This is a genomic window from Micromonospora carbonacea, from assembly GCF_014205165.1.
In the GTDB taxonomy this organism is placed as follows: Bacteria; Actinomycetota; Actinomycetes; order Mycobacteriales; family Micromonosporaceae; genus Micromonospora; species Micromonospora carbonacea.
On record NZ_JACHMZ010000001.1, the window covers coordinates 3,427,107 to 3,447,963 of the forward strand.

The following is a 20,857-nucleotide window of genomic DNA, read 5'->3' on the forward strand; positions in this document are numbered from 1 at the left end:
CCGGCGCGCCCGCTGCGGGCGGCCGGCTACACGGGTGGTGTCGCGACCGGAACGCTCCCGGCTGCTCTCAGGCGATGAGCCCGACCCGCCGGCCGGCGTCGGCGAAGACGGTGACGGCGTGGTCGAGGTCGTCGACGGAGTGGCTGAGGTTGACGATGGTCCGCAGGCGCGGCAGCGCCTTGGGCACGGTGGGATAGACGATGGGCTGGACGAAGATGCCCTCGCGCTGGCAGAGCCGGGCCATCTCCTGGGCCTGGCCGGCGCTGGCGCAGATGATCGGCACCACCGGCGTCACGCTGCCGAGGGTGTCGAAGCCGAGGCCGCGCAGCTGCGCGCGGTACCGGTCGGTGCGCTCCCGCAGCTCGCCGGTGAGGTGCGGGGCCGCCTCCATGACCTCGACGGCCGCCCGCGCGGCGGCCACCTGCATCGGGGTGCCGGCGGCGGAGAACATCCAGCCCCGGGCGTTGTTCTTCAGGGCGAAGATCAGGTCGCTGGAGCCCGCCACGTAGCCGCCGGTGCTCGGCACCGTCTTGGACAGCGTGCCCATCTTCACCGCGATCCGGGCCGGGTCGATGCCGAAGTGCTCGGTGATGCCCCGGCCGGTGGCGCCCAGGACGCCGAGGCTGTGCGCCTCGTCGACCATCAGCGGCGCGTCGTGGCGCTCGCAGAGCTCCAGGATGCCGGGCAGGTCGGCGACGTCGCCGTCCATGCTGAACACCGCGTCGGTGACGACCAGCTTGCCGGCGTCGCCCGCCCGGCGCAGGGCGCGTTCCAGGTCGGCCAGGTCGTTGTGGGCGTAGGTGATGACCGTCGCGCCGGACAGCCGGTAGCCGTCGAGGATGCTCGCGTGGTTGTAGACGTCGCCGATGACCACGTCGCCCGGGCCGACCAGGGCGCCGACCGTCGCCACGTTGGCCATGTAGCCGCTGGTGTAGACGATGGCGTCCTCGGCGCCGACGAACCGCGCGATCGCCAGCTCCAGCTCGCGGTGCAGGTGCAGGGTGCCGGCGAGCAGCCGGACGCCGTGCGCGCCGGTGCCGTGCCGCTCCAGGGCACGCTGCGCCTGGTGGTTGATGTAGTCGTGGCCGATGAGCCCCAGGTAGCTGTAGGAGGCGAAGTTGAGGAACCAGCGGCCGTCGAACTTGATCCAGGCGCCCTTGGACTCCTCGATGACCGGCTCGTAGAAGTAGTCGTCCCGCGCGATGACGAGCCGGTCGTCCACCGACAGCGCGTCGATGCGCCGGTCGAGGAACGTGCCGTCGGGGCGGTCGGCGAGCCGGCCGGGCAGGGTGCGGCGGGGAACCGACCCGCCGGGGGTTGCGGCGACACCGGGCGGCCCGGCGGGCCGGGGCGCGGCCGGCGGCGGCCCGGCCGGCGCCGGGCGGTGGCCGGCGGCGGGGGCGGGCGCGGGCCGCCCGTTCGCCGCCGCCGGGGGCTGCGCGGCGGCGGGCCGCCCGTTCGCCGCCGGGGGCCGTCCGTCGAGCGCCGCCGGCTCGGCGGCGCGCCCGGCCGGGCGGCGCACGACGGCGTCGGCGTCGCGGAACCGGTCCCAGTCCGGGACGAACGGGCGGCCCGCCGGCCCGCCCGACCCGACGGCCGGGTGCGACGCGGCCGCCACCGGGGGTACGGCGACGGGCGCGGGCGGCCCGGCGGGCCCGGTCGCCGGAGGCGCGGTGGGCGGGGCGGGCGCGGCCGGGGTGGCGGGGCGCGGGAGCCCCTCCAGATGCCGCAGCAGCGCGCCGACGCCGGGGTGGTCGAAGAAGGTGGCCGGGTCGATCTCGACGCCCGCGCCGGCCAGCGCGGCGGAGACCTCGACCGCCATCATCGAGTCCAGCCCCAGGTCCAGCAGGTTGTCCTCCGGCGACACCTGGGCGACGTGCAGGGTCCGCTTCAGGATCGCCGACAGCTCCGGCCACAGCCGGCTGTCGGGAGAGGTCACAGGGGTCGTCATCTCGTCGTCCTTCGGGGTGTCGACTGCGGACAGGACGTAGTTGCCGGGCGGCAGCCCGAGGGTGTGCCGCAGGAGCGCGACGCCGTCGTCGGCGGCGAGCGCCGGGATGCCGCGCGCCGCCGCCGCGTCGGCGACCCGCTCCCCCATGCCGACGGCCCACAGGCCCCAGCCGAGGCTGTACCAGGCCTCCCCCTCGGCCCGGCGGCGCGCGGCGTAGCCGTCGAGGTAGGCGTTGGCGCAGGCGTAGGAGCTCTGGCCGAGGTTGCCGTGCGTGGCCGAGATCGAGGAGAACAGCACCACGTACCCGGGGCGCGCCCGCGCGCCGAACGCCGCGTCGAGCGCGTGCACGCCGCCGATCTTCGGGGCGAACACCTCGTCGACGCGTTCGGGCGACAGGCTGCGCGCCAGCCCGTCGCGCAGGACGCCGGCGGCGTGGAAGACCCCGTCGAAGGGCTCCGCGTCGGCCAGCGCCTCGGGCAGGTCGCGCACGTCGGCGGCGAGGAGCCGCAGGTCGCAGGCGGCGGCGAGCTTGTCCAGCCGGTCCCGCGCCGGCCCCTGCGTCGGCACCGTCCGGCCCACCAGCGTGAGGTGGGCGCAGCCCGCGCCGGCCAGGGACTCCGCCACGTGCAGGCCGATGCCGCCCAGGCCGCCGGTGATCAGGAACCGGCCGCCGACCGCCCGGCCCGCCGGCTCGCCGGGGGCGGCGTCGACCGCCGGGTGCGCCGGGGCGTACCAGGTGCCGTCGCGCCAGGCCAGCTCCGCCTCGCCGTGGCGCACCTCGTCGAGCGTCGGCGGGGGCGTGGCACCGCCGAGGCCGAGGTCGACCAGGCGTACGCGGACCTGCGGGTGCTCGATGCGCAGGGTGCGCGCCAGCCCCCACAGCGCGGTCTGCACGGGCTCGACCGGCTCGCCGCCGGTGACCTGGTGGGCGGCGTTGGTGACGATCGTGAGCGCCGGCATCGGCGGCTGCGCGGCGAGCCGCCGGACGAGGGTGAACACGCCTTGGAGGACGGCGGCGGCCTCGTCGGCGTCGCGCACCCCGCGCGGCGCGACGTAGACCACCTCGGCCGGCGGGGTCTGCGCGCGCGCCCGGTCGACGCGCTCGTCGTGCAGGTCCGTCGGGTCGAGCAGCACGGGCCCATCGTCGGGCGATCCGGCGGACAGCTCCCGGGACACCAGCCAGGTGTGGCCGCCCGTCGGCTCCGGCTCTGGCGTCGGGGCGACGGGCTGCCAGGTCACGGCGGTGACCGACCCGGCGGGGACCGGCCGGTGCCGGGCCGGCGCCCCCGCCGGGTGGTCGGATCCGCCGGCCCGCCCCGGGGCCTTCAGGACGATCCGGTCGAGTTCGAGCAGCACCTCGCCCTGCTGGTTGCAGACGGTGGCCCGCCCGCGCACCGAGCCGCCGGACCCGCCCGGCGGGTCGGTGCGCTCGACCAGCGCCAGGACCGTGCCGGTGACCCGCCGCCGCACGGTGACCCGCCCCACGTACCAGGGCAGGCAGGGGCCGGCGGTGCCGTCGTCGAGCATCCCGAGGCACTGGAAGACGCTGTCCAGCAGCGCCGGCGGGACGAGGTGCGGGTCGGTCAGCCCGCCGGACGCGCGGAGCAGCGCCAGCATCCGGCCCGGCCCCCGGTGGGCGGCGCGAATGGCGTGGAAGGTCGGGCCGTACTCGATGCCGCTGCCCCGCCGCCAGTCGGCGACGGCGGCCAGCGGCACCTCGTCGACGCAGCCGGCGCGCAGTTCGGCCACGTCCAGGTAGTGCGGGGGCGGCAGCGCGCTGCGGGTGGCCCGGGCCCGGCTGTGCGGCGTCGGGGTGGACGCGCCCGGCGCCCAGGAGACGAGCAGGCACTCCCCGTCGTCGGTCAGGGTGGTCTCGACCTCGACGGTCGTGCCGGGCGGCACCCGCAGCGGCGCGAGGAACGCGACCTGGTCCAGGGACCAACTCCCGCCGGGCCGCGCCGCGTCGCACGCGGTGAGCACGGCGTCGACCTGCGCGGCCCCGGCCAGCACGGGCGTCCCGCCGATCCGGTGGTCGCGCAGCACCGGGTCGTCGGCGGCCAGCGGGATGCGGTGGCCGCTCACAGCCGCAGGTCGAATCTGTCGGTGGCCAGGACCTGGCCGTTGACCTGGATGTCGACGAGGTGCTCGCCGGGGTAGTAGCGCCGGGTGGAGACCTCCCGCACCGGGTGGGACTTCTCCACCGTCCGGCGCTCGCCGGGGGCCAGTTCGAGGGTGGTGAGCTTGAAGACCTTCGGGATGCTCTGGCCGTTCTTGCGCACGTGGTGCACGACGTAGTCGACGGCGACGGTGTGCCGACGGCTGTCGGTGTTCTCGACGTCGAGGCGGATGAGGGTCGACTCGCCGAGGGTCAGCGACCGGGGCGACAGCCGCATCGACGGCACCCGGATGTGCTCGCCGCCGGTGACGCCGACGATCGCGAGGGCCTCCTGGTTGCCCTTCTTGACCAGGGTGCGCAGCGCGTGCCGGACGATCCAGGCGGTCTCCGGCGTCGGGCTCTCCTGCCGCCAGCGCAGCGCCGTGGTCAACGCGACGTCGGGGGCGTCCTTGGAGATGTCGTTGAGGTTGTTCGCCACGGACTTGCGGACGTACTCCGAGGGGTCGCTGCGCAGCGGTTCGAGGATCTCCAGGACGGGCTGCGGGTCCCTGACGAACATGGTGAGCGTGCGCGCCCAGGGCAGCCGGGGGCGGGTGCCCTCGCTGGCCATCCGGCGCACGTTGTGGCTGGGGTCGCGCGCCCAGTCGGCCATCCGCTTCATCGTCAGGTCGTAGTGCTGCTCGATGTACGGGCGGATGGCGTACTCGGCGGTGTGCCGCTTGGTGATCTCGACGAGGGCGTCGAGGGACACCTCCGGGTGGTCCAGGCCGTACTCCTCGACGAACCGGGCCACCGGCATGAGGTACCAGCTGACGTTGAACATCCCCTCCCCCTCGGCGAGCTCGTCGCCGAGGATCGACACGAGGATGCGCACGCTCTCGGGGTAGTCCTGCGGGAGCCGGCTGCGCAGCCCCTCCGCCAGGACGAGGACGCGGTCCTTCAGCTCCTTTCCGGGGATCCGCCGTTCGACCTCGACGGCGTAGTCCTCGACATCGAACTCCGGGTGGACCTCGCGGATCTTCCCACCGATGAGGCGGGCGGCGTCACCGTTGAAGTGGCGCTTGAGTCCGTATTCGCCAGTCATTGCATCCGGTCCTTCACGACAGAGATTCCCTCAGCGGGCGGGTAGAGGTGGATCTTAGGTTTGCGTGTTTCCTCCCTCAAGGAAGCGGGACGGCTCGTCGCGGCGATCATCGACTCGCCTCGTCCACTGGGGACCCAGTACGTCCGGCGTTCGAATGGGTAGGTGGGAATGGTGGTCGTGCGGTGTCCCTTGCCGGTGTGCACCCCCGCCCAGTCCACCTCACCCAGGCCCCGGCTGTAGAACTCCGCCACCGCCGCATGCAACTGCGCCTGATCCGAACGGTCGCGCCGCAACGTCGACAACCACACCAACCCCGGATCCGGCAACACCTGCTTCCCCAGACCCGCCAACACCGGATGAGCACCGATATCCCAGAACACCCCACCACCAGCCGCACCCACCAACCCCAACGCCTCACCGAACAACACCGGCCGGCGAATCCCCACACCCCACAACCCGGCATCGGCCACCGATTCCGCGTCATGCCACCCGCCAGTGATCGACGACGCGAAACCAACCCGCGGCGCCGACACCACCACCCGCGACACCGCCTCCGCAAACGGCTCGACCGCACCCGCCATCGCCACCGAATGAAACGCATGACTCACCACCAGCCGCTGACACCGCAAACCAGAGTTCACGCAGAACGCCTCCACCACCTCGGCCGGACCCGACACCGTCACACTCCGCGGCCCATTGGACGCCGCCACCTCCAACCCCGGATAAGACCCCACCACCGACCCCACCACCTCGGCATCAGCGAACACCGCCGCCATCGCCCCACCCGACCGCTGCCCCTGCATCAACGAGCCCCGCACCACCGCCAAACCCAACACATCCCCCAACCCGAACACCCCCGCCGCCCACGCCGCCGACAACTCACCCACCGAATGACCCACCACCAACCCCGGCCGAACCCCCCACGACTCCAACAACCGCACCAACCCCACCTGCACCGCCACAATCCCCACCTGCGCAAACCGCGTCTCCACCAACTCCTCACCCCGACCACCGAACAACAAATCCAACAACGGCACACCCAACGACGACACCAACCCCGCACACTCATCCAACGCCGACCGGAACACCGGCTCCACCCCATACAAACCCCGAGCCATCCCCGCATACTGCGAACCCTGACCCGAAAACATGAACACCGACACCGGCGCCGCATTCACCAACCGACCCACCGACCGAGACCCATCCGCCACCGCCGACAACCCCTCCACCACACCCACACCATCCACACCCGACACCGCCACCCGGAACCGATGCGACGCCCGACCCACATTCGCCGTAAACCCGAAATCCCCCAACCCACCCACATCCGACACCGACGACAACGCCCGCGCATAATCAGCCGCCAACCGCCGCACACCCTCCTCACCCGACGCCGACACCCGCACCACAAACGACTCCTGAGCAATCGCCTCCCGCCGAGCGACAACCGGCGGCTCCTCCAGGATCACGTGAGCATTCACCCCACCCATCCCGAACGCCGACACCGCACCCCGCCGCGGCACACCCACCACCCGAGGCCACGGCACGACCTGATCGGCCACAAAGAACGGCGACTCCTCGAACCGGATATGATCATTCGGCCGGTTGACGTGCAACGTCGGCGGAATCAGCTCCCGCTCAAACGCCAACAACACCTTCACCACACCAGCCAAACCCGCAGCCGGCTCCAAATGACCAATGTTCGACTTCACCGAACCAATCGCACAGAACTGCGTCCGCGACGTGAACTCCCGCCACGCCCGCGTCAAACCCTCCACCTCGATCGGATCACCCAAAGACGTACCCGTCCCATGCGCCTCCACCAGACCGATCCCTTCCGGACCCACCCCCGCATCCCGCAACGCCGCCAGAATCACGTCCCGCTGTCCGGCGGGGCTCGGGGCGGAGTAGCGGGTGGTCCGGCCGCCGTGGTTGACCGCCGCGCCCTTGATCAGGCCCCGGATCCGGTCGGCGTCCCGCTCGGCGTCGGCACGGCGGCGCAGCACGACCGCGACCGCGCCCTCCCCGGGCACGAAGCCGTCGGCGTCGACGTCGAACGCGCGGCACCGGAAGGTGGGCGACAGGGCCCGGAGGTCCTGCATGGACCGGAAGTACTCGGGACTGATCGCGGCGTGCACGCCACCGATGACCGCCGTGTCGATGTCGCCGGCGCGCAGGTGCTGGAGGGCCGTGTGCAGGGCCACCAGCGACGACGAGCACAGCGTGTTGACCACGACGCTCGGTCCGTGCCAGTCCATCAGGTACGACAGCCGGTTCGGGATCATCGCCTCTAGGCCGAGGCCACGCCCGTCGGGCACCCCGTGCCGGGACCGCTCCTCGTGGTAGTGGTCGTGGCTGTAGGCGATCCACAGGCCGATCCGGTTCTCCCGGTCGCCCCGCCCCATCCGGCCGGCGTCCTCCAGGGCCGCCCAGATGGTCTCGTACACGATGCGGGCCTGCGGGTCGATCAGCGGCGCCTCCCGGGCGGAGATCCGGAACGGCACGGGGTCGAACTCGTCGACCCGGTCCAGGAAGGACGCCTGCGGGACCGGGCCCTCCTCGGCGCGCTGCCAGCGGCCCTCGGGCAGGGCGCGGACGGTGTCGCGCCCCTCGGCCAGCAGGGACCAGTACCCGTCGAGGTCGTCGGCGGTGGGCACCCGGATCGCGGCGCCGACGACGGCGATGTCGCGCCCGGTGTCCGTACGCCCGGCGGCTGGCGCGTCGTCGACGGTCGGGGGCGCGGTGACCACCGGCGGCGGCCCGGCGGTCGCGGCCGACGGCACCACCTCGACCGGTTCGGGAGCCACGGCGTGCCCGGACGCGGTCGGCCCGGCAGGGGCAGCCGGCACGGCGGGCCCGGCGGCCGGGGTCGGGTCGGCGGGCCGGTCCCGGGTCGGGTCGGCGGTGGCCGGGCCCGCCGGCTCGGCCGGCGGTGCCGCCAGCGAGGCGACGAAGTCGGGGGCCTCGTCGACGAGGTGCTGGGCGAAGCTGCGGGGCGTCGGATACTCGAAGAAGACGGTCGGGTAGAGCGCCAGGCCGTGTTCCCGGGACAGCCGGTCGCTCAGCCCGACCAGGCCGACGGAGTCGAAGCCGGCCGAGAGAAACTCGGTGTCGGCGTGCTCGGCGTCCGTGCCGGACAGGGCCAGGAACCAGGCGAGCGCCCGCGCGACGGGCGACGCCGACGCGACACCGCCGGCACGCGCCGCCGGGGGCGGTGCAGGCGTGGCGGCCGGAGCGGGCGGGGCCGCGGTGGGGGTGGGCTGCGCGGCCCCGGCCGGAGTGGGCTGCCCGGCCGGGACGGCCGGGGCCGGGGGCGCCGGAGGCCGGGCCGCCGCGACCGGGGCCGGGGCGGACGCGACGGCCGCCGGGGCCGGGCGGGGCGCGGCGGGGGCCGGCGGCTGGTCGCTGAAGGCGAGCAGGGGCACCCGCTTCGACGAGATGTCGCCGAAGGTCAGCAGGGGTACGCCCCGCGCGTCGAGGACGACCTGGGTGACCCGGCACGCCTCCTCGTTCCAGAAGGAGACCTCGGTGCGGACGTAGGCGGCGTCGTCGAGCGGGCCGTGCACGCTCACCCGGTCCGCCGACAGCGGGATGAACGCGGACGCGTGCTCGGTGCCGAAGACGGGGTTGTCCGGGTCGATGGCGGCGATGGTGACGCTGTCCAGCAGGCCCGGGAAGAGCTGGACGTCCGCCGGGTTCAGCCCGCGCTGCCGGCCGCCCTCGATGCGGGCGAGCGTGCCCCCGCCCGCGAGGCCGGCCACCCAGGAGATGTTGCGGTAGTACCGGCCGTGGTGGTAGCCGATGCGGCGCAGCCACCGGTAGACCGTGGAGCCGGCGTGCAGCCGCGAGCAGGCGGCGAGCAGCTCCGGCAGCGGCTCGGTGGTCGGGGCCGGGTCGGGCTGCGGGGCGTACCGGCCGGTGACGAAGGGGGTGCCGTCGGCGTCGGCGACCGTGAACCGGCCCTGCCCGTCGACCCGGCACAGCACGCGGTGCGCGCCGGTGGGGATCAGCGGCCGGTGGAACAGCACGTCCCGCACCCCGTGGAACGCGTCGCCGCGCAGCAGCGCGCCCTGGCGCAGGAAGTCGAACCAGGCGACGCCGGGGAGCATGATCCGGCGGTACACGGAGTGCTGGGCGATGGGCGTCTCGCCCGCCCCGAACACCCGGGAGAAGGCGTACCCGGCCGGGCCCTCGTCGGCGTCCAGGGTGGTCGGGCCGCCGGGCTCGGCGGAACGCAGGGGTTCCCGCAGGTCCAGCGCGGGCCCGCGGGCCTGGGCGGCGGGCAGCAGCCGCTTGCGCCACCCGCCCGGCCCCTGGAAGGCGGCCCAGTCGACGTCCGCGCCGGCCTCGTGCAACTCCGCCGCGACGGCGGCGAGCAGCGCGGCGACGTCGCGTTCGTCCGTGGCGTCGGCCAGCCGGGCGCACAGCTCCGGGCCGGCGTCGGCGTCGGGGCCGGCGGCCGGCTCGACGTCGGTCGCCGCCGGGCCGGTCAGGACCGCGCTCAGCGCCTGCTCCAGCGTGGTACGCCCGTGCGCGAAGTCGGCGATCGGCGCCCAGCCGGCCGGCAGGTCCACCGCCTGCTCGGGCACGCCGGTGTCGCGCAGCGCCACGGTCAGCACGACCCCGGCGCAGATCCGCAGCAGCGGCCCGGAGAACGTCGTCACGGGGCTGCCGACGGCGGCCTCGAACCGGGCGACGATCTCCCGCACCGCCGGCACGGCCCCGGTGAGCGCGAGCAGCCAGGCCGGCGGGGCCGGCGCGGCGGCCGGGCGCACGGTGACGGCGGGCCGCCGCCGGGGGGTCTCGCCGAGCGGGGCGTCGGCGGCGAGCAGGCGGGCCCGCAGGGCGGCGGCGAGGCCGGCGGCGTCGGTGCCGGTGACGGCGCACCGCACGGCGCGGTGGGGCCGCCCGAGCCGGGCGGTGGCCAGCACGTCGGGCAGGTCGTCGGCGACCGTCGGGAGGAACTCCAGCCACTGCGCGGCCAGCTCGCGCAGGCCGTCCGGGCTGTCGGCGGACAGGAGCAGCACCTCGGCGGCGCGCCCGACGCCGGCCGGTACGGCGGGCGGGCCGGCCGCCTCGGCGACGACGTGCGCGTTGGTGCCGCCGAAGCCGAAGCCGCTCACCGCGGCCCGCCGGGTCGACGCCGCCGGCCAGGGCGCGGCGCGCGGCGGCAGGTGGAACGGGCTGGCGTCCAGCCGCAGGCGCGGGTTGACGGCGGGCACCGGCGCCCCCGGCACCGTCCCGTCCCGCAGGCAGAGGACGATCTTGGCGAGCCCGGCCAGGCCGGACGCCGAGTGCAGGTGCCCGATGCGCCGCTTCAGGGAGCCCAGCGCGACGCTGCCCCGGGCGACGCCGTGCCGACCGAAGACCTCGGTGAGCGCCCGCACCTCGATCGGGTCGCCGATGGCGGTGCCGGTGCCGTGGGTCTCGACGTACTGGACGGTCGCGGGGTCGACCCGGTCGTAGACGCGGGTGAGGAGCTCGACCTGGGCCTCCAGGTTGGGGGTGGTCACCCCCATGGTGCGGCCGTCGTTGTTGACGCCGGTGCCGGTGATCGCCCCGAGGATCACGTCGCCGTCGGCGACGGCCGCCGCCATCGGCTTGAGCACCAGGGCGACCGCGCCCTCCCCGGGGACGTACCCGTTGGCCTTCTCGTCGAAGGTCTGGCACAGCCCGTCCGGGGAGAGCGCGCCGGTGCGGGACAGCAGCACGAAGGTCAGCGGGTCGACCAGCAGGTCCACCGCGCCGACCACGGCGATCTCGCAGCTGCCGGCGGCGAGGCTCTGGCAGGCCAGCCAGACCGCCGTCAGCGACGACGAGCAGGCGGTGTCGACGACCAGGCTGGGGCCGGCGAGGTCGAGCCGGTCGGACAGCCAGGCCGCGACGAAGTTCTGCGAGCGCCCCCAGAGGGCCGCCGGGACCGGCGGGCCGGCGGCCGGGGCACCGGCCCGGCCGGCGGGGGCGACGCCGCGGCCGTGGTCGAAGCCGTAGGAGTTCATCCGCGCGCCGACGAAGACGCCCGCGTCGAGCCGCCGCCGGGCGGCCAGGTATCCGGCGTCCTCCAGGGCGCGGGCCCCGACCTCCAGCATGACCCGCTGCTGCGGGTCGAGCAGGACGGCGTCGGCCGCGGTGAGCCCGAACGCCTCGTGGTCGAAGGAGAACGGGTCCTGGAGGAAGGCCCCCCGGTGGTGGGTGCCCTGGTGGTCGCCGTCGCCGAGGTAGAGGTCGCGGGCCCAGCGGCTGGGCGGGACCTCGTCGACCTCGACCGAGTCGTGGGTCAGCATCCACCGCAGGTCGGTCACGTCCTCGGCGCCGGGAAGCCGTACGGCCATGCCGATCACCGCGATCCGATCGTCCGTCATGGTCGCGTCGCTCCTTCCGTCCCGCTCGGTGGGCATGTCAGTGGCCCTGCTGCTGGCCGTGGACGAGCAGGGGCCGCAGCAGCGCGCCGAGGTCCGGGGCCGGCGCGGGGGCCGGTCCGTCCGCGTCGGGCGTCGGCGTGCCGGACCCGGCCGCCTCCTGCGGGGCGGCGGGCTGCGCGCCGGCGACGCCGGGCAGCCGGGCCGCGAGGTCGGCCATGGTGCGGGCCCGCATCACCAGGGACGGGTCGACGGTGATCCCGCCGAGCCGTTCGATGGCGTTGGTGAGGTCGACGATGACCAGCGAGTCCAGGCCGAGGTCCGGCAGGGGGCAGTCGCCGGGGTCCTCGCCGAGCACGTCGACGAAAGCGTCGCGCACCAGCGTGTACGTGGGGCCGGGCGCGGCGGCCGTCGCCGGCGCGGGCTCGGCGGCGGGTCGCGCGGCCGACGCCGGTCGCGGTGCCGCCGGGCCCGGTGCTGTCGGGGCCGGGGCCGCCATGGCCGGTGCTGTCGGGGCCGGCTGGGCGGATGCCGTCGGGGGCGCGGTCGGCGGCGCGCTGTCCGGCGCGGCGGCGCCAGGGAACACGACGCCCCCGCCCGTGCGCAGGTGCGTGGTGAATCCGGTCAGCGCCTGGTCGAGGGTGATCGAGTGCCCGGCGGCCACGGACTCGTCGGCCTCCATGCCGATGCCGACCCAGTTCGGCCAGGCGTGCGCGGTCACCGTCGTGCCGTCGTCGCCGGCGGCCTCGGCCAGCGCCAGCTGGTAGGCGTTGGCCAGGGCGTAGTCCACCAGTCCCCGGCCGGCGGGCGGCAGCGCGCCGGCGATCGAGGAGACCAGGGCGACGTAGCCCGCGCCCTGGGCGCGGGCGAGCCGCGTCACGTTGCGGGAGCCGGCGACCTTCGGCGCGGCCACCCGGGCCGCCTCCGACCAGGGCCGGCGACGCAGCGACCCGAACGGGTTGACCCCGCCGGAGCAGTGCACCACGCCGAGCAGCCGGCCCCACCGGCTACCGAAGGACGCGGCGGCGTCGGCGAGCGCGGCGGCGTCGGCGACGTCGCACCGGAGGTAGTCGACCTCGGCGTGCGGCCGCAGCTGCGCCAGGAACGCCTCGGCGCCGGGGTCGACCGGGGACCGGCCGACGATGCCGACGCGTCGCGCGCCGCCGCGCACCAGGTGCGCGACGAGCCGCCGGCCGATCGCGCCGAGACCGCCGGTGACGAGGTGGTACCCGTCGCCGTCCAGCGGGGTCGCCGGGCCGGGCCGGGCCGCGACCTGCTCCGGGGCGTACCGGATGCCCCGCCGGTAGGCGACGGCGGTGTTGACGCCGGGGCGCAGCGCGGCGAACTCGGCGGCGATCTGCCGGGCGCGGGTCTCGGCCGGGTCGCCGGCGTCGAGGTCGAGGGCCGCGACGGCGAACCGGTGCTCGGCGGCGGCGGCGCGGACGGTGAACGCCCGCGCGGCGGCCGCCGGGTCGAGCAGGGCCCGGTCGGCCTCGTCGACCGGGGCCGACCGGTGCTCGACCCAGACCACCCTCGCCTGCGCCGGGAGGGTCGCCGTGACCTCGCGGAGCTGCTCCCAGAAGCCGCTCAGGTCCGGTTCGGCGTCGGTGGGCGCGGCCGGGTCGGCGACCACGACGAGGGCGCGGGCGGGCGCGCCCGGGGCGGCGATGTCGGCGCCCTGGGCGGACAGCGCGGCGGAGACGACGCCCTCGGTGGCCCGGTCGGCGGCGACCACCCGGACGGTGACGCCGTAGGCCGATCCACCGGTGCGGGGCGCGGTGGCCCGCCACCGCGTGCACAGCGCCTCGGGCGCGGCGGCGGTGGCTGTAGGAGCGCCGGCCGACGCGGCGGGCTGCGGCGCGGTGGACGACGGTGCGGCCGCCGCCGTCGTCGCCACGGTCGCCGGGGCGCTGCGGGTGTGCCAGTAGTGGCCCCGGGCGAACGGGTAGGTGGGCAGCGCGACGATCCGGGAGCCCGGCGCGGACAGCGCCGCCCAGTCGATGCCGGGGTGGCCGCGCCGGGCCAGGTCGGCCAGCGCCTCGTGCCAGACGTCCGGCGGCCCGTCGGGAGTGGCCGGCGGCGCGGCGGCGGCCAGGGCGGCGTCGACGCGGGCCACCGGGAGGTGGCCGTCGGCGACGGCCCGGAGCTGCTCGGCGAGGGCCGGGCCGGTGGGGCCGGTGACCGCGCTCTGGTAGCCGAGGGGGGAGCGGCCGACGTTCGCAGTGTGGCAGAGGTCGGCGGTCCGCCGGTCGTCGTCGGAGGCGGCGAACACCTCGGCGTACGCGGCGGCGAGCCGGCGGACCGCCTCCTCGCTGGCGGCGGAGACCCGGACCAGGTGCGATCGCGGCGGCACCGGCTGGCGCGGGGCGGCGACGGGCGGCTCCTCCAGGATCACGTGGGCGTTCACCCCACCCATCCCGAACGCCGACACCGCACCCCGCCGCGGCACACCCACCACCCGAGGCCACGGCACGACCTGATCGGCCACAAAGAACGGCGACTCCTCGAACCGGATATGATCATTCGGCCGGTTGACGTGCAACGTCGGCGGAATCAGCTCCCGCTCAAACGCCAACAACACCTTCACCACACCAGCCAAACCCGCAGCCGGCTCCAAATGACCAATGTTCGACTTCACCGAACCAATCGCACAGAACTGCGTCCGCGACGTGAACTCCCGCCACGCCCGCGTCAAACCCTCCACCTCGATCGGATCACCCAAAGACGTACCCGTCCCATGCGCCTCCACCAGACCGATCCCTTCCGGACCCACCCCCGCATCCCGCAACGCCGCCAGAATCACGTCCCGCTGCGCCGAACTGCTCGGCACCGTCAACCCGCTCGTCCGGCCACCGTGGTTCACCGCCGTTCCCCGGATCACCCCACGGATCCGGTCCCCGTCACGCACCGCGTCGGCCAAGGGCTTGACCACCACCGTGACCACACCCTCCCCCGGCACGAACCCGTCCGCCGCCGCGTCGAACGCCCGCGACGCACCCGTCGGGGACAGCGCGCGCAGGTTCCGCATCGCGGTGTAGTGCAGGGGCGACATGGCGAGGCGTACGCCGGCGACGATGGCCTGGTCGCACTCGCCGCTGCGGATGCTGCGCACCGCCGTGTGCAACGCCACCAACGACGACGAACACAACGTGTCGATCGTCATGCTCGGACCCGACAGATCCAGGAAGTAACTCACCCGGTTCGCCAGGAAGGCGTTGTGGTTGCCGAGGCCGGCGGCGGCGTCCAGCTCCGGCGGGATGTTGTAGTCCTTGTAGTGCTGGTAGCTGGCGCCGACGAAGACGCCGGTCGAGGCGGGCGTGGACAGCGGCGCGGTCCCGGCGGACTCCAGCGCCTCCCACGCGGTGCGCAGCAGCCAGCGGACCTGCGGGTCGAGCACCTCCGCCTGCTTGGCGAAGAAGTCGAAGAACCGGGCGTCGAACTCGTCGACCTGCGCGAGGAAGCCGCCCACCGGCGTGCCGTCGGGGTCGCCGTCGGCGGGCCAGCGGAACGCGGGCGCCGGGCCGACGCCGCTGCCCCCGCCCGCGAGGAGGGACCAGAACCCCTCGGGGTCCGTCGCGCCGGGCAGCGCGCAGGCGATGCCGACGATCGCCATGTCGCGGGCGTCCCCGCCGGTCGCCGCGTCCGACCCGGTGGGGGCGGCGTCGGGGGTGGGCGGCGCGTCGGGGGCGGCCGGCGCAGCGGGCTCGTCGGGCACGAGGGACGCCACCACGGCGGTGAGGGCCCGGCAGTCGCGCGCCTGGAGCACGTCGACCGGGCTCAGCGTCGCCCCGAGCCGGTCCTGCACCTCGGCGGCGACCATGGTGGCCAGCATGGAGTCGATGCCGGCGGCGGCGAGCGGGCTCGTCGCGCTGACCTGCGGGTCCCGCAGCACCGCGCGGACCAGGTCGACCACCGTCTCCTCCGTCACCCGGGGGCGGGACGGGGCCGGAACGGCACCGGCCGGCGGCTGGCCGGCGGCGGGGCCGCTGGCCGGCGGGACCCGGTCGGGCATGGGGGCGGCGGCCGGCGGGGTGACCCGGCCCGGATCGGGCGCGCCCGCCGCGACGGGCCGGTACACGACGTCGTCGAGGAGGACCAGGGCCCGGCCGGCGGCGTCCAGGAGGGTGGCGGCGGCCCGCCGGCTGCCGTCGGCGTCCTGCCCGGCGAGGCGCAGGTGGACGTGGCGGGTGCCGGCCGGGTCGCCCCAACGCACCGCCCGGCCGATCGAGACCGGCAGGTAGGTCAGCGTGGACGCGGCCGGGTCGGCCAGGGTCAGCACCGCCATGGTCTGCAACGCCGCGTCGAGGGCGGCCACCGCCCGCACGCCCGGGTCCGCGTCGGCGAGGTCGACCTGGGTGAGTACGCCGGTGGCGCCGTACGCGACGTGCCCGATGACGCGCAGCGGGGCCCCGAAGTCGACGTGCTTGGCGGCGAACCACGCGTACAGGCCGGCGGGGTCGAGCGTGCGGGGGTAGCCGGCGCGCAGCGCGTCCAGCGCCACCGGCTCGGGGGCGGGGTCGGCGGGTTCGGCCGGGCCGACGGTGAGGTGGCCGACGGGCCGCCCGCCGTAGGAGAAGATCGTCGTGTCGCCGGAGGCGTCGCCGGTGAGCCGGTGCCGGCCGGTGCCCCGCGCGGTGAACGCGAGCCGGCGCAGGACAGCGGCGCGGGCGAAGCCGCTGGCGACGAGGAACGCGGCCGGCAGCGTCTCCTCGCCGAAGACCCGGTGCGCGCCCAGCAGCCGGTCCAGGACGCGGTCGTCGGGCGCGGCGGGGCTGGCCGGGCGGGACGGGCCGGCGGGGCCCGGCCGGGCGGGGCCGGCGAGGTCGCGGAAGGGGTAGGACGGCAGCGGCACCCGGCGCTGCCCGCCGCCCGCGTGGAACCGCCGCCAGTCGACGTCGCGCCCGGCGACGTACAGGTGGGCCAGGGCGGCGGTCGGCGAGCCGTCGGGGGTGCGCAGCCCGGCGGCGATCCGCTCGGCGGTCAGCGGCACGTACGCGGCGAGCCGGCCGGCGAGGTCGGGGCCGCAGGGGACCGGGTCGCCCGCCAGGACGGTCGCGCCGCGCAGCACCGTCGCCGACGGGTCCGGCCCGAGACGCAGGGCCTGGCGCAGGCCCGCGCCCAGCTCGTCGGCGGTCGCGCCGAGCACGGCGATCCGGTACGGCAGGTGGGCGCGCCCGACCGACGCGGAGAAGCACAGCGCCCCGGCGTCGACCGACCGGTCCCGCCCGATCAGCCGCTCCACGTCGGCGATCCGCCGGACGAGCAGCTGCGGGGTGTGCGCCGAGAGGACGAGCAGGTGTTCGCGGACGGGCTCGTCGGGGCGGGCGGCGACGCCGGTGGGGTCCGGGACGTACTCCTCGACGACGACGTGGGCGTTGGTGCCGCCCATGCCGAAGGCGCTGATGCCGGCCCGGCGGGGGCCGACGGAGCGCCACGGCCGGGGCTCGGTGGGGATGGCCAGCCGGCCGGCGGGCAGCGCGATGTGCGCGCCGAGCGTCTCGAACCCGGCCAGCGGCGGGATCTCGCCGTGCCGCAGGCAGAGCAGGACCTTCACCAGGCCGGCCAGGCCGCTGGCGGGCTCCAAGTGGCCGATGTTCGCCTTGACCGAGCCGACGTGCACCGGCTCGGTCCGGTCGCCGGCGAAGACCTCGGCCAGGGCGGCGATCTCGATCGGGTCGCCCAGCCGGGTCGCGGTGCCGTGGGTCTCGACCAGGGAGATGTCGGCCGGGGCGAGGCCGGCGTCGGCCAGCGCGGCCCGGATCACCGCCACCTGCGCCTCGCTGCGCGGCACCGGCAGGGCGCTGCCCCGGCCGCCGTGGTTGACCGCCGCGCCCCGGATCACCGCGTGGATCCGGTCGCCGTCGCGTTCGGCGTCGTCGAGCCGCTTGAGCATGACCGCGACCGCGCCCTCGCCGGGCACGAACCCGTCGGCCCGGTCGTCGAACGGCCGGGGGCGGGTGGGCGACAGCGCGCCGAGCTGGCTGAGGCTGCGGTAGTACCAGGGGGTCAGTCCGACGTGGCAGGCGGCGACGATGGCCGCCCCGCACTGCCCGGTGCGCAGGCTCACCACCGCCTGGTGCAGGGCGACCAGGGACGACGAGCAGAGGGTGTCGACGGTCTGCGAGGGGCCGGTCAGGTCCAGCGCGTAGGAGATGCGGTTGGCCAGGACGGCGTTCATCGAGCCGAGGGCGGTGTGCGGCCCGACGGCGTCGAGGCCGGTGGCGTCGCGGTGGTGGGTGTAGGTGGCGCCGACGAAGACGCCGACGTCCCGCCGCCCGGCGCAGCCGCTGTCGTCGACGACGGACCAGGCGTGCTCCAGCAGCAGCTTCTGCTGCGGGTCCATCTCCTGTGCCTCGCGCACGGCGATGCCGAAGAACCTCGGGTCGAGGCGGTCGATCGCGGTCACGAACGCGCCGGTGCGGCAGTAGGTGCCGGTCATCTCGGGGCCGCGCCGCTGGAAGTGCTCGTCGATGTTCCACCGGTGGGCCGGGATCTCGGTGAAGGCGTCCGCGCCGGAGCGGAGCATCGGCCACAGGTCGGTCAGGTCGCGGGCGCCCGGCAGGTCGCCGGACACGGCCACCACCGCGATGTCGCCGCCGCGCGCAGCGGGCCGGGCGGCCGGCTCGGGGGCGGGTGTGGACACCGACGCGGGCATGGACACCGACGCGGGTGTGGACACCGACGCGGGCATGGACACCGGCGCGGGTGTGGACACCGACGCGGGCTCCGGCTCGGGAGTGGTCGGCGTGGAGGCGGCCGGCGCGGGCGTGGGGGTGGCCGGGGCGGCGACCGGCGGCTCGGGGGCGGCGGGAGCTGACTCGGGGGCGGCGGGGGGTCCGGCCGCGTAGCGGGTGGCGAGGGCGGCGGCGAGCTCGGCGAAGTCGCCGTACTCGAGGAAGAGGGTCGCCGGGAGGGTGACCCGCCAGCGGCGGGACAGCTCCTCGGCCAGCTCGACGCTCATGATCGAGTTGATGCCGTAGTCGGTGAGCGGCGCGGTCCGGTCGAAGCCGTCGACGCCGAGCCGCTCGGCGAGGAACTCGGCGAGCCCGTCCTCGGTGCGCCCGGCGTCGACGTCACCGGCCGGGGCCGGGCCGGTCGCCGTGGCGGGCGCGGGGACCGGGGCCGCCGGCACCACCGGTGTCGGCGGCGTGGCCGACGCCGTGCCGGTCGCCGCCTCGGCCCGGGTGCCGGCCGGGGCGTCGGGGTGGGCGATGACGACCTGCCGGACGTCGTCGCGCAGCACGGTCATCAGGGCGTCGAGCGCCTCGACGGTGCCCAGCGGCCGGACGCCGCGACGGCGAAGCTGCTCGGCGACGCCGGTGCCCATGCCCACCTCGCCCCACAGTCCCCAGTCGACGCTGGTCCAGGGGGCGCCCCGCGCGTGCGCGTACGCGTCGAGGTAGGCGTTGGCGGCGGCGTACCCGCCCTGGCCGAGGTTGCCGAACGTCCCGGAGACCGAGGCGAACAGCACCGCGAAGTCCAGGTCGGTGCCGGCGACGGCGGCGGTCAGCTCGTGCAGCCCGTCGACCTTGGGGCGCAGCACCTGCGCCACGTCCTCGGCGGTGGTGCCGCGCAGCAGGCCGTCGCGGAGGGCGCCGGCGGCGTGCACCACGCCGTGCAGGTCGCCGAAGCGCTGCCGGATCTCCGCCACCACCGCCGTCAGCGCGCCGGGCGCGGCGACGTCGGCGGCGAACGAGGCGGTGCGGCAGCCGTACGACTCGATCCCGGCCAGGGCGTCGGCGTCGGCTCCGGTCCCGCCGGAGCGGCTGACCAGGGCGACGAGGCCGGCCCCGTCGCCGGCGAGGCGGCGGGCGACGGCGAGGCCCAGCCCGCCGTGCCCACCGAGGATCAGGTACCGGCCGTCGCGCCGCACGGGCGGCCGACCGCCGTCGGACGCGCGCAGCGGGGCGCGGACCGGCACGTGCCGCCGGCCGGCGCGGTAGCCGACCTCGACCGGCCCGTCGCCGCCCAGCTCGGCCGCGAGCGCGTCGGCGGAGGCGGGGTCCAGGTCGAGGTCGACCAGGCGGGGCCGCAGCCCCGGGTACTCGATGGCGGCGGTGCGGACCAGGCCCCACAGGGCGGCGCGCGCCGGCTCGGGGGCGTCCCCGGCGGCGACCGGCTGGGCCCGTTCGGTGACGACGAGGAAGCGGCCCGTGCGCTGCCGCTGACCGAGGGTCTTCAGGGCGGCGAGGCAGGCGTAGAGGCCGCCGCCCAGCTCGGCCTGCTCCGGTCGGGCCGGGCCGGTGTTCCACAGGTGCACGACGCCCTCGACGGGCGTGGCGAGTTCCTCCCAGAGCTGCCGGAACGCGGCCTCGTCGGGCTGGGGCACGACCCGCAGGTCGGCCCCGGCCGCCGGGGTGGGCCCCTCGGGCAGCACCTCGACGACCCGGGCGCCGTCGGCGCGCAGCGCGCGCACCGTGGCCGCGCCCGCGGCGTCGGCGCCGCCGTGGCGCAGGACGACCCAGGTGCCGGTCGCCGGGCGGCGGGGCGCGGGGGCGTCGGCGGCGGTCCATTCGATGCGGGTGAGCAGCCCGGGAGCCGTGGCGGACCGGTGCGCCGGCAGCCGGCGCATGCGTACCCCGGTCAGCTCGGCGACGACCTGGCCGGCGGGGTCCAGCAGCACGGCGTCCGCGACGGACCAGGCGTCCTGCACGGCGGTGCGGCGCACCCGGACGGTCACCCCGGTGGTGAGCGCGGACAGGTTCGCGTACAGGGTGAACCGCGCGACGCCGATGGGCAGCATCGGGCCGGGCGCGTCGCCGTCGGCGAGATCCTGAAGGGCGCAGCTGACCACCTGGAAGACGCCGTCGACGAGCAGGGGGTGGGAGTACCAGGGCACCGGCTGGGCCACCGTGGCGAGGCTCGCCTCGGCGGCGCCGGCGCCGACGGAGAGCCGGCGCACGGTGTGGAAGTCCGGCCCGTAGGTCAGGCCGGCCTCGGCCCAGCCGCGGTAGATCCGCTCGGGCGGGACCGGCACCGGGCAGGTCACCTCCCACGCGGCCGGCGGCCGGGCGTCGGCCGGCAGCGGCCCGCCGGTACCGGTCGAGACGGCCTTGCGGCCGTCGGGGGTGACCGCGCTCAGCTCGAAGCGGGTCCGCTCGGCGAAGGTCACGTCGAGTCGGCCGGTGACCCGCTCGCCGTCGGCGACGGTGAACGGCCGGACGAAGGCGACGTCGACGAGTTCGAGCGGGGCGAAGGCCCGGCGCTGGGCGACCCCGAGCAGGGCCATCTCCAGTTGTACGGACGCGGGCAGGATGCCGAAGCCGGAGGAACGGTGCTGGGCGATGAACGGCTCGTGCCCCGCGAAGGTCTTCTCGTAGGTCTCAACCCGGTACGTCACGTTCCCT

The 20,857-nt window shown here is 76.1% G+C and carries 4 protein-coding genes; all 4 read right to left on the reverse strand.

Annotation, left to right across the window (positions count from 1 at the left end; all coding sequences use genetic code 11):
- Positions 1-67 precede the first annotated feature (67 nt).
- From HDA31_RS14865 to HDA31_RS14880, 4 genes are read right to left on the reverse strand one after another with little or no spacing between them, the layout of a single operon-like run.
- On the reverse strand, positions 68-4,033 hold the full coding sequence (locus HDA31_RS14865) for a bifunctional SDR family oxidoreductase/pyridoxal phosphate-dependent aminotransferase family protein (RefSeq protein ID WP_178064765.1): 3,966 nt from the start codon (positions 4,031-4,033) through the stop codon (positions 68-70).
- Complete coding sequence (locus HDA31_RS14870) at positions 4,030-5,151, reverse strand: DNA alkylation repair protein (RefSeq protein WP_178064764.1); 1,122 nt, start codon at positions 5,149-5,151, stop codon at positions 4,030-4,032. The genes HDA31_RS14865 and HDA31_RS14870 overlap by 4 nt, the downstream gene beginning before the upstream one ends.
- The gene (locus tag HDA31_RS14875; RefSeq protein ID WP_184871963.1) at positions 5,148-11,513 is read right to left on the reverse strand and encodes a type I polyketide synthase; all 6,366 of its coding nucleotides are present in this window, start codon (positions 11,511-11,513) and stop codon (positions 5,148-5,150) included. The genes HDA31_RS14870 and HDA31_RS14875 overlap by 4 nt, the downstream gene beginning before the upstream one ends.
- Before the next feature lie 37 nt (positions 11,514-11,550).
- A complete protein-coding gene (locus tag HDA31_RS14880; protein ID WP_178064763.1) occupies positions 11,551-20,850 on the reverse strand; it encodes an SDR family NAD(P)-dependent oxidoreductase in 9,300 nt (3,099 codons plus the stop codon).
- Between the last annotated feature and the right edge of the window lie 7 nt (positions 20,851-20,857).

Bases quoted from the DNA above. Each gene is read 5' to 3' on its own strand.
- HDA31_RS14875 (WP_184871963.1), bottom strand. From the start codon at position 11,513: ATGACGGACGATCGGATCGCGGTGATCGGCATGGCCGTACGGCTTCCC.
- HDA31_RS14870 (WP_178064764.1), bottom strand. From the start codon at position 5,151: ATGACTGGCGAATACGGACTCAAGCGCCACTTCAACGGTGACGCCGCC.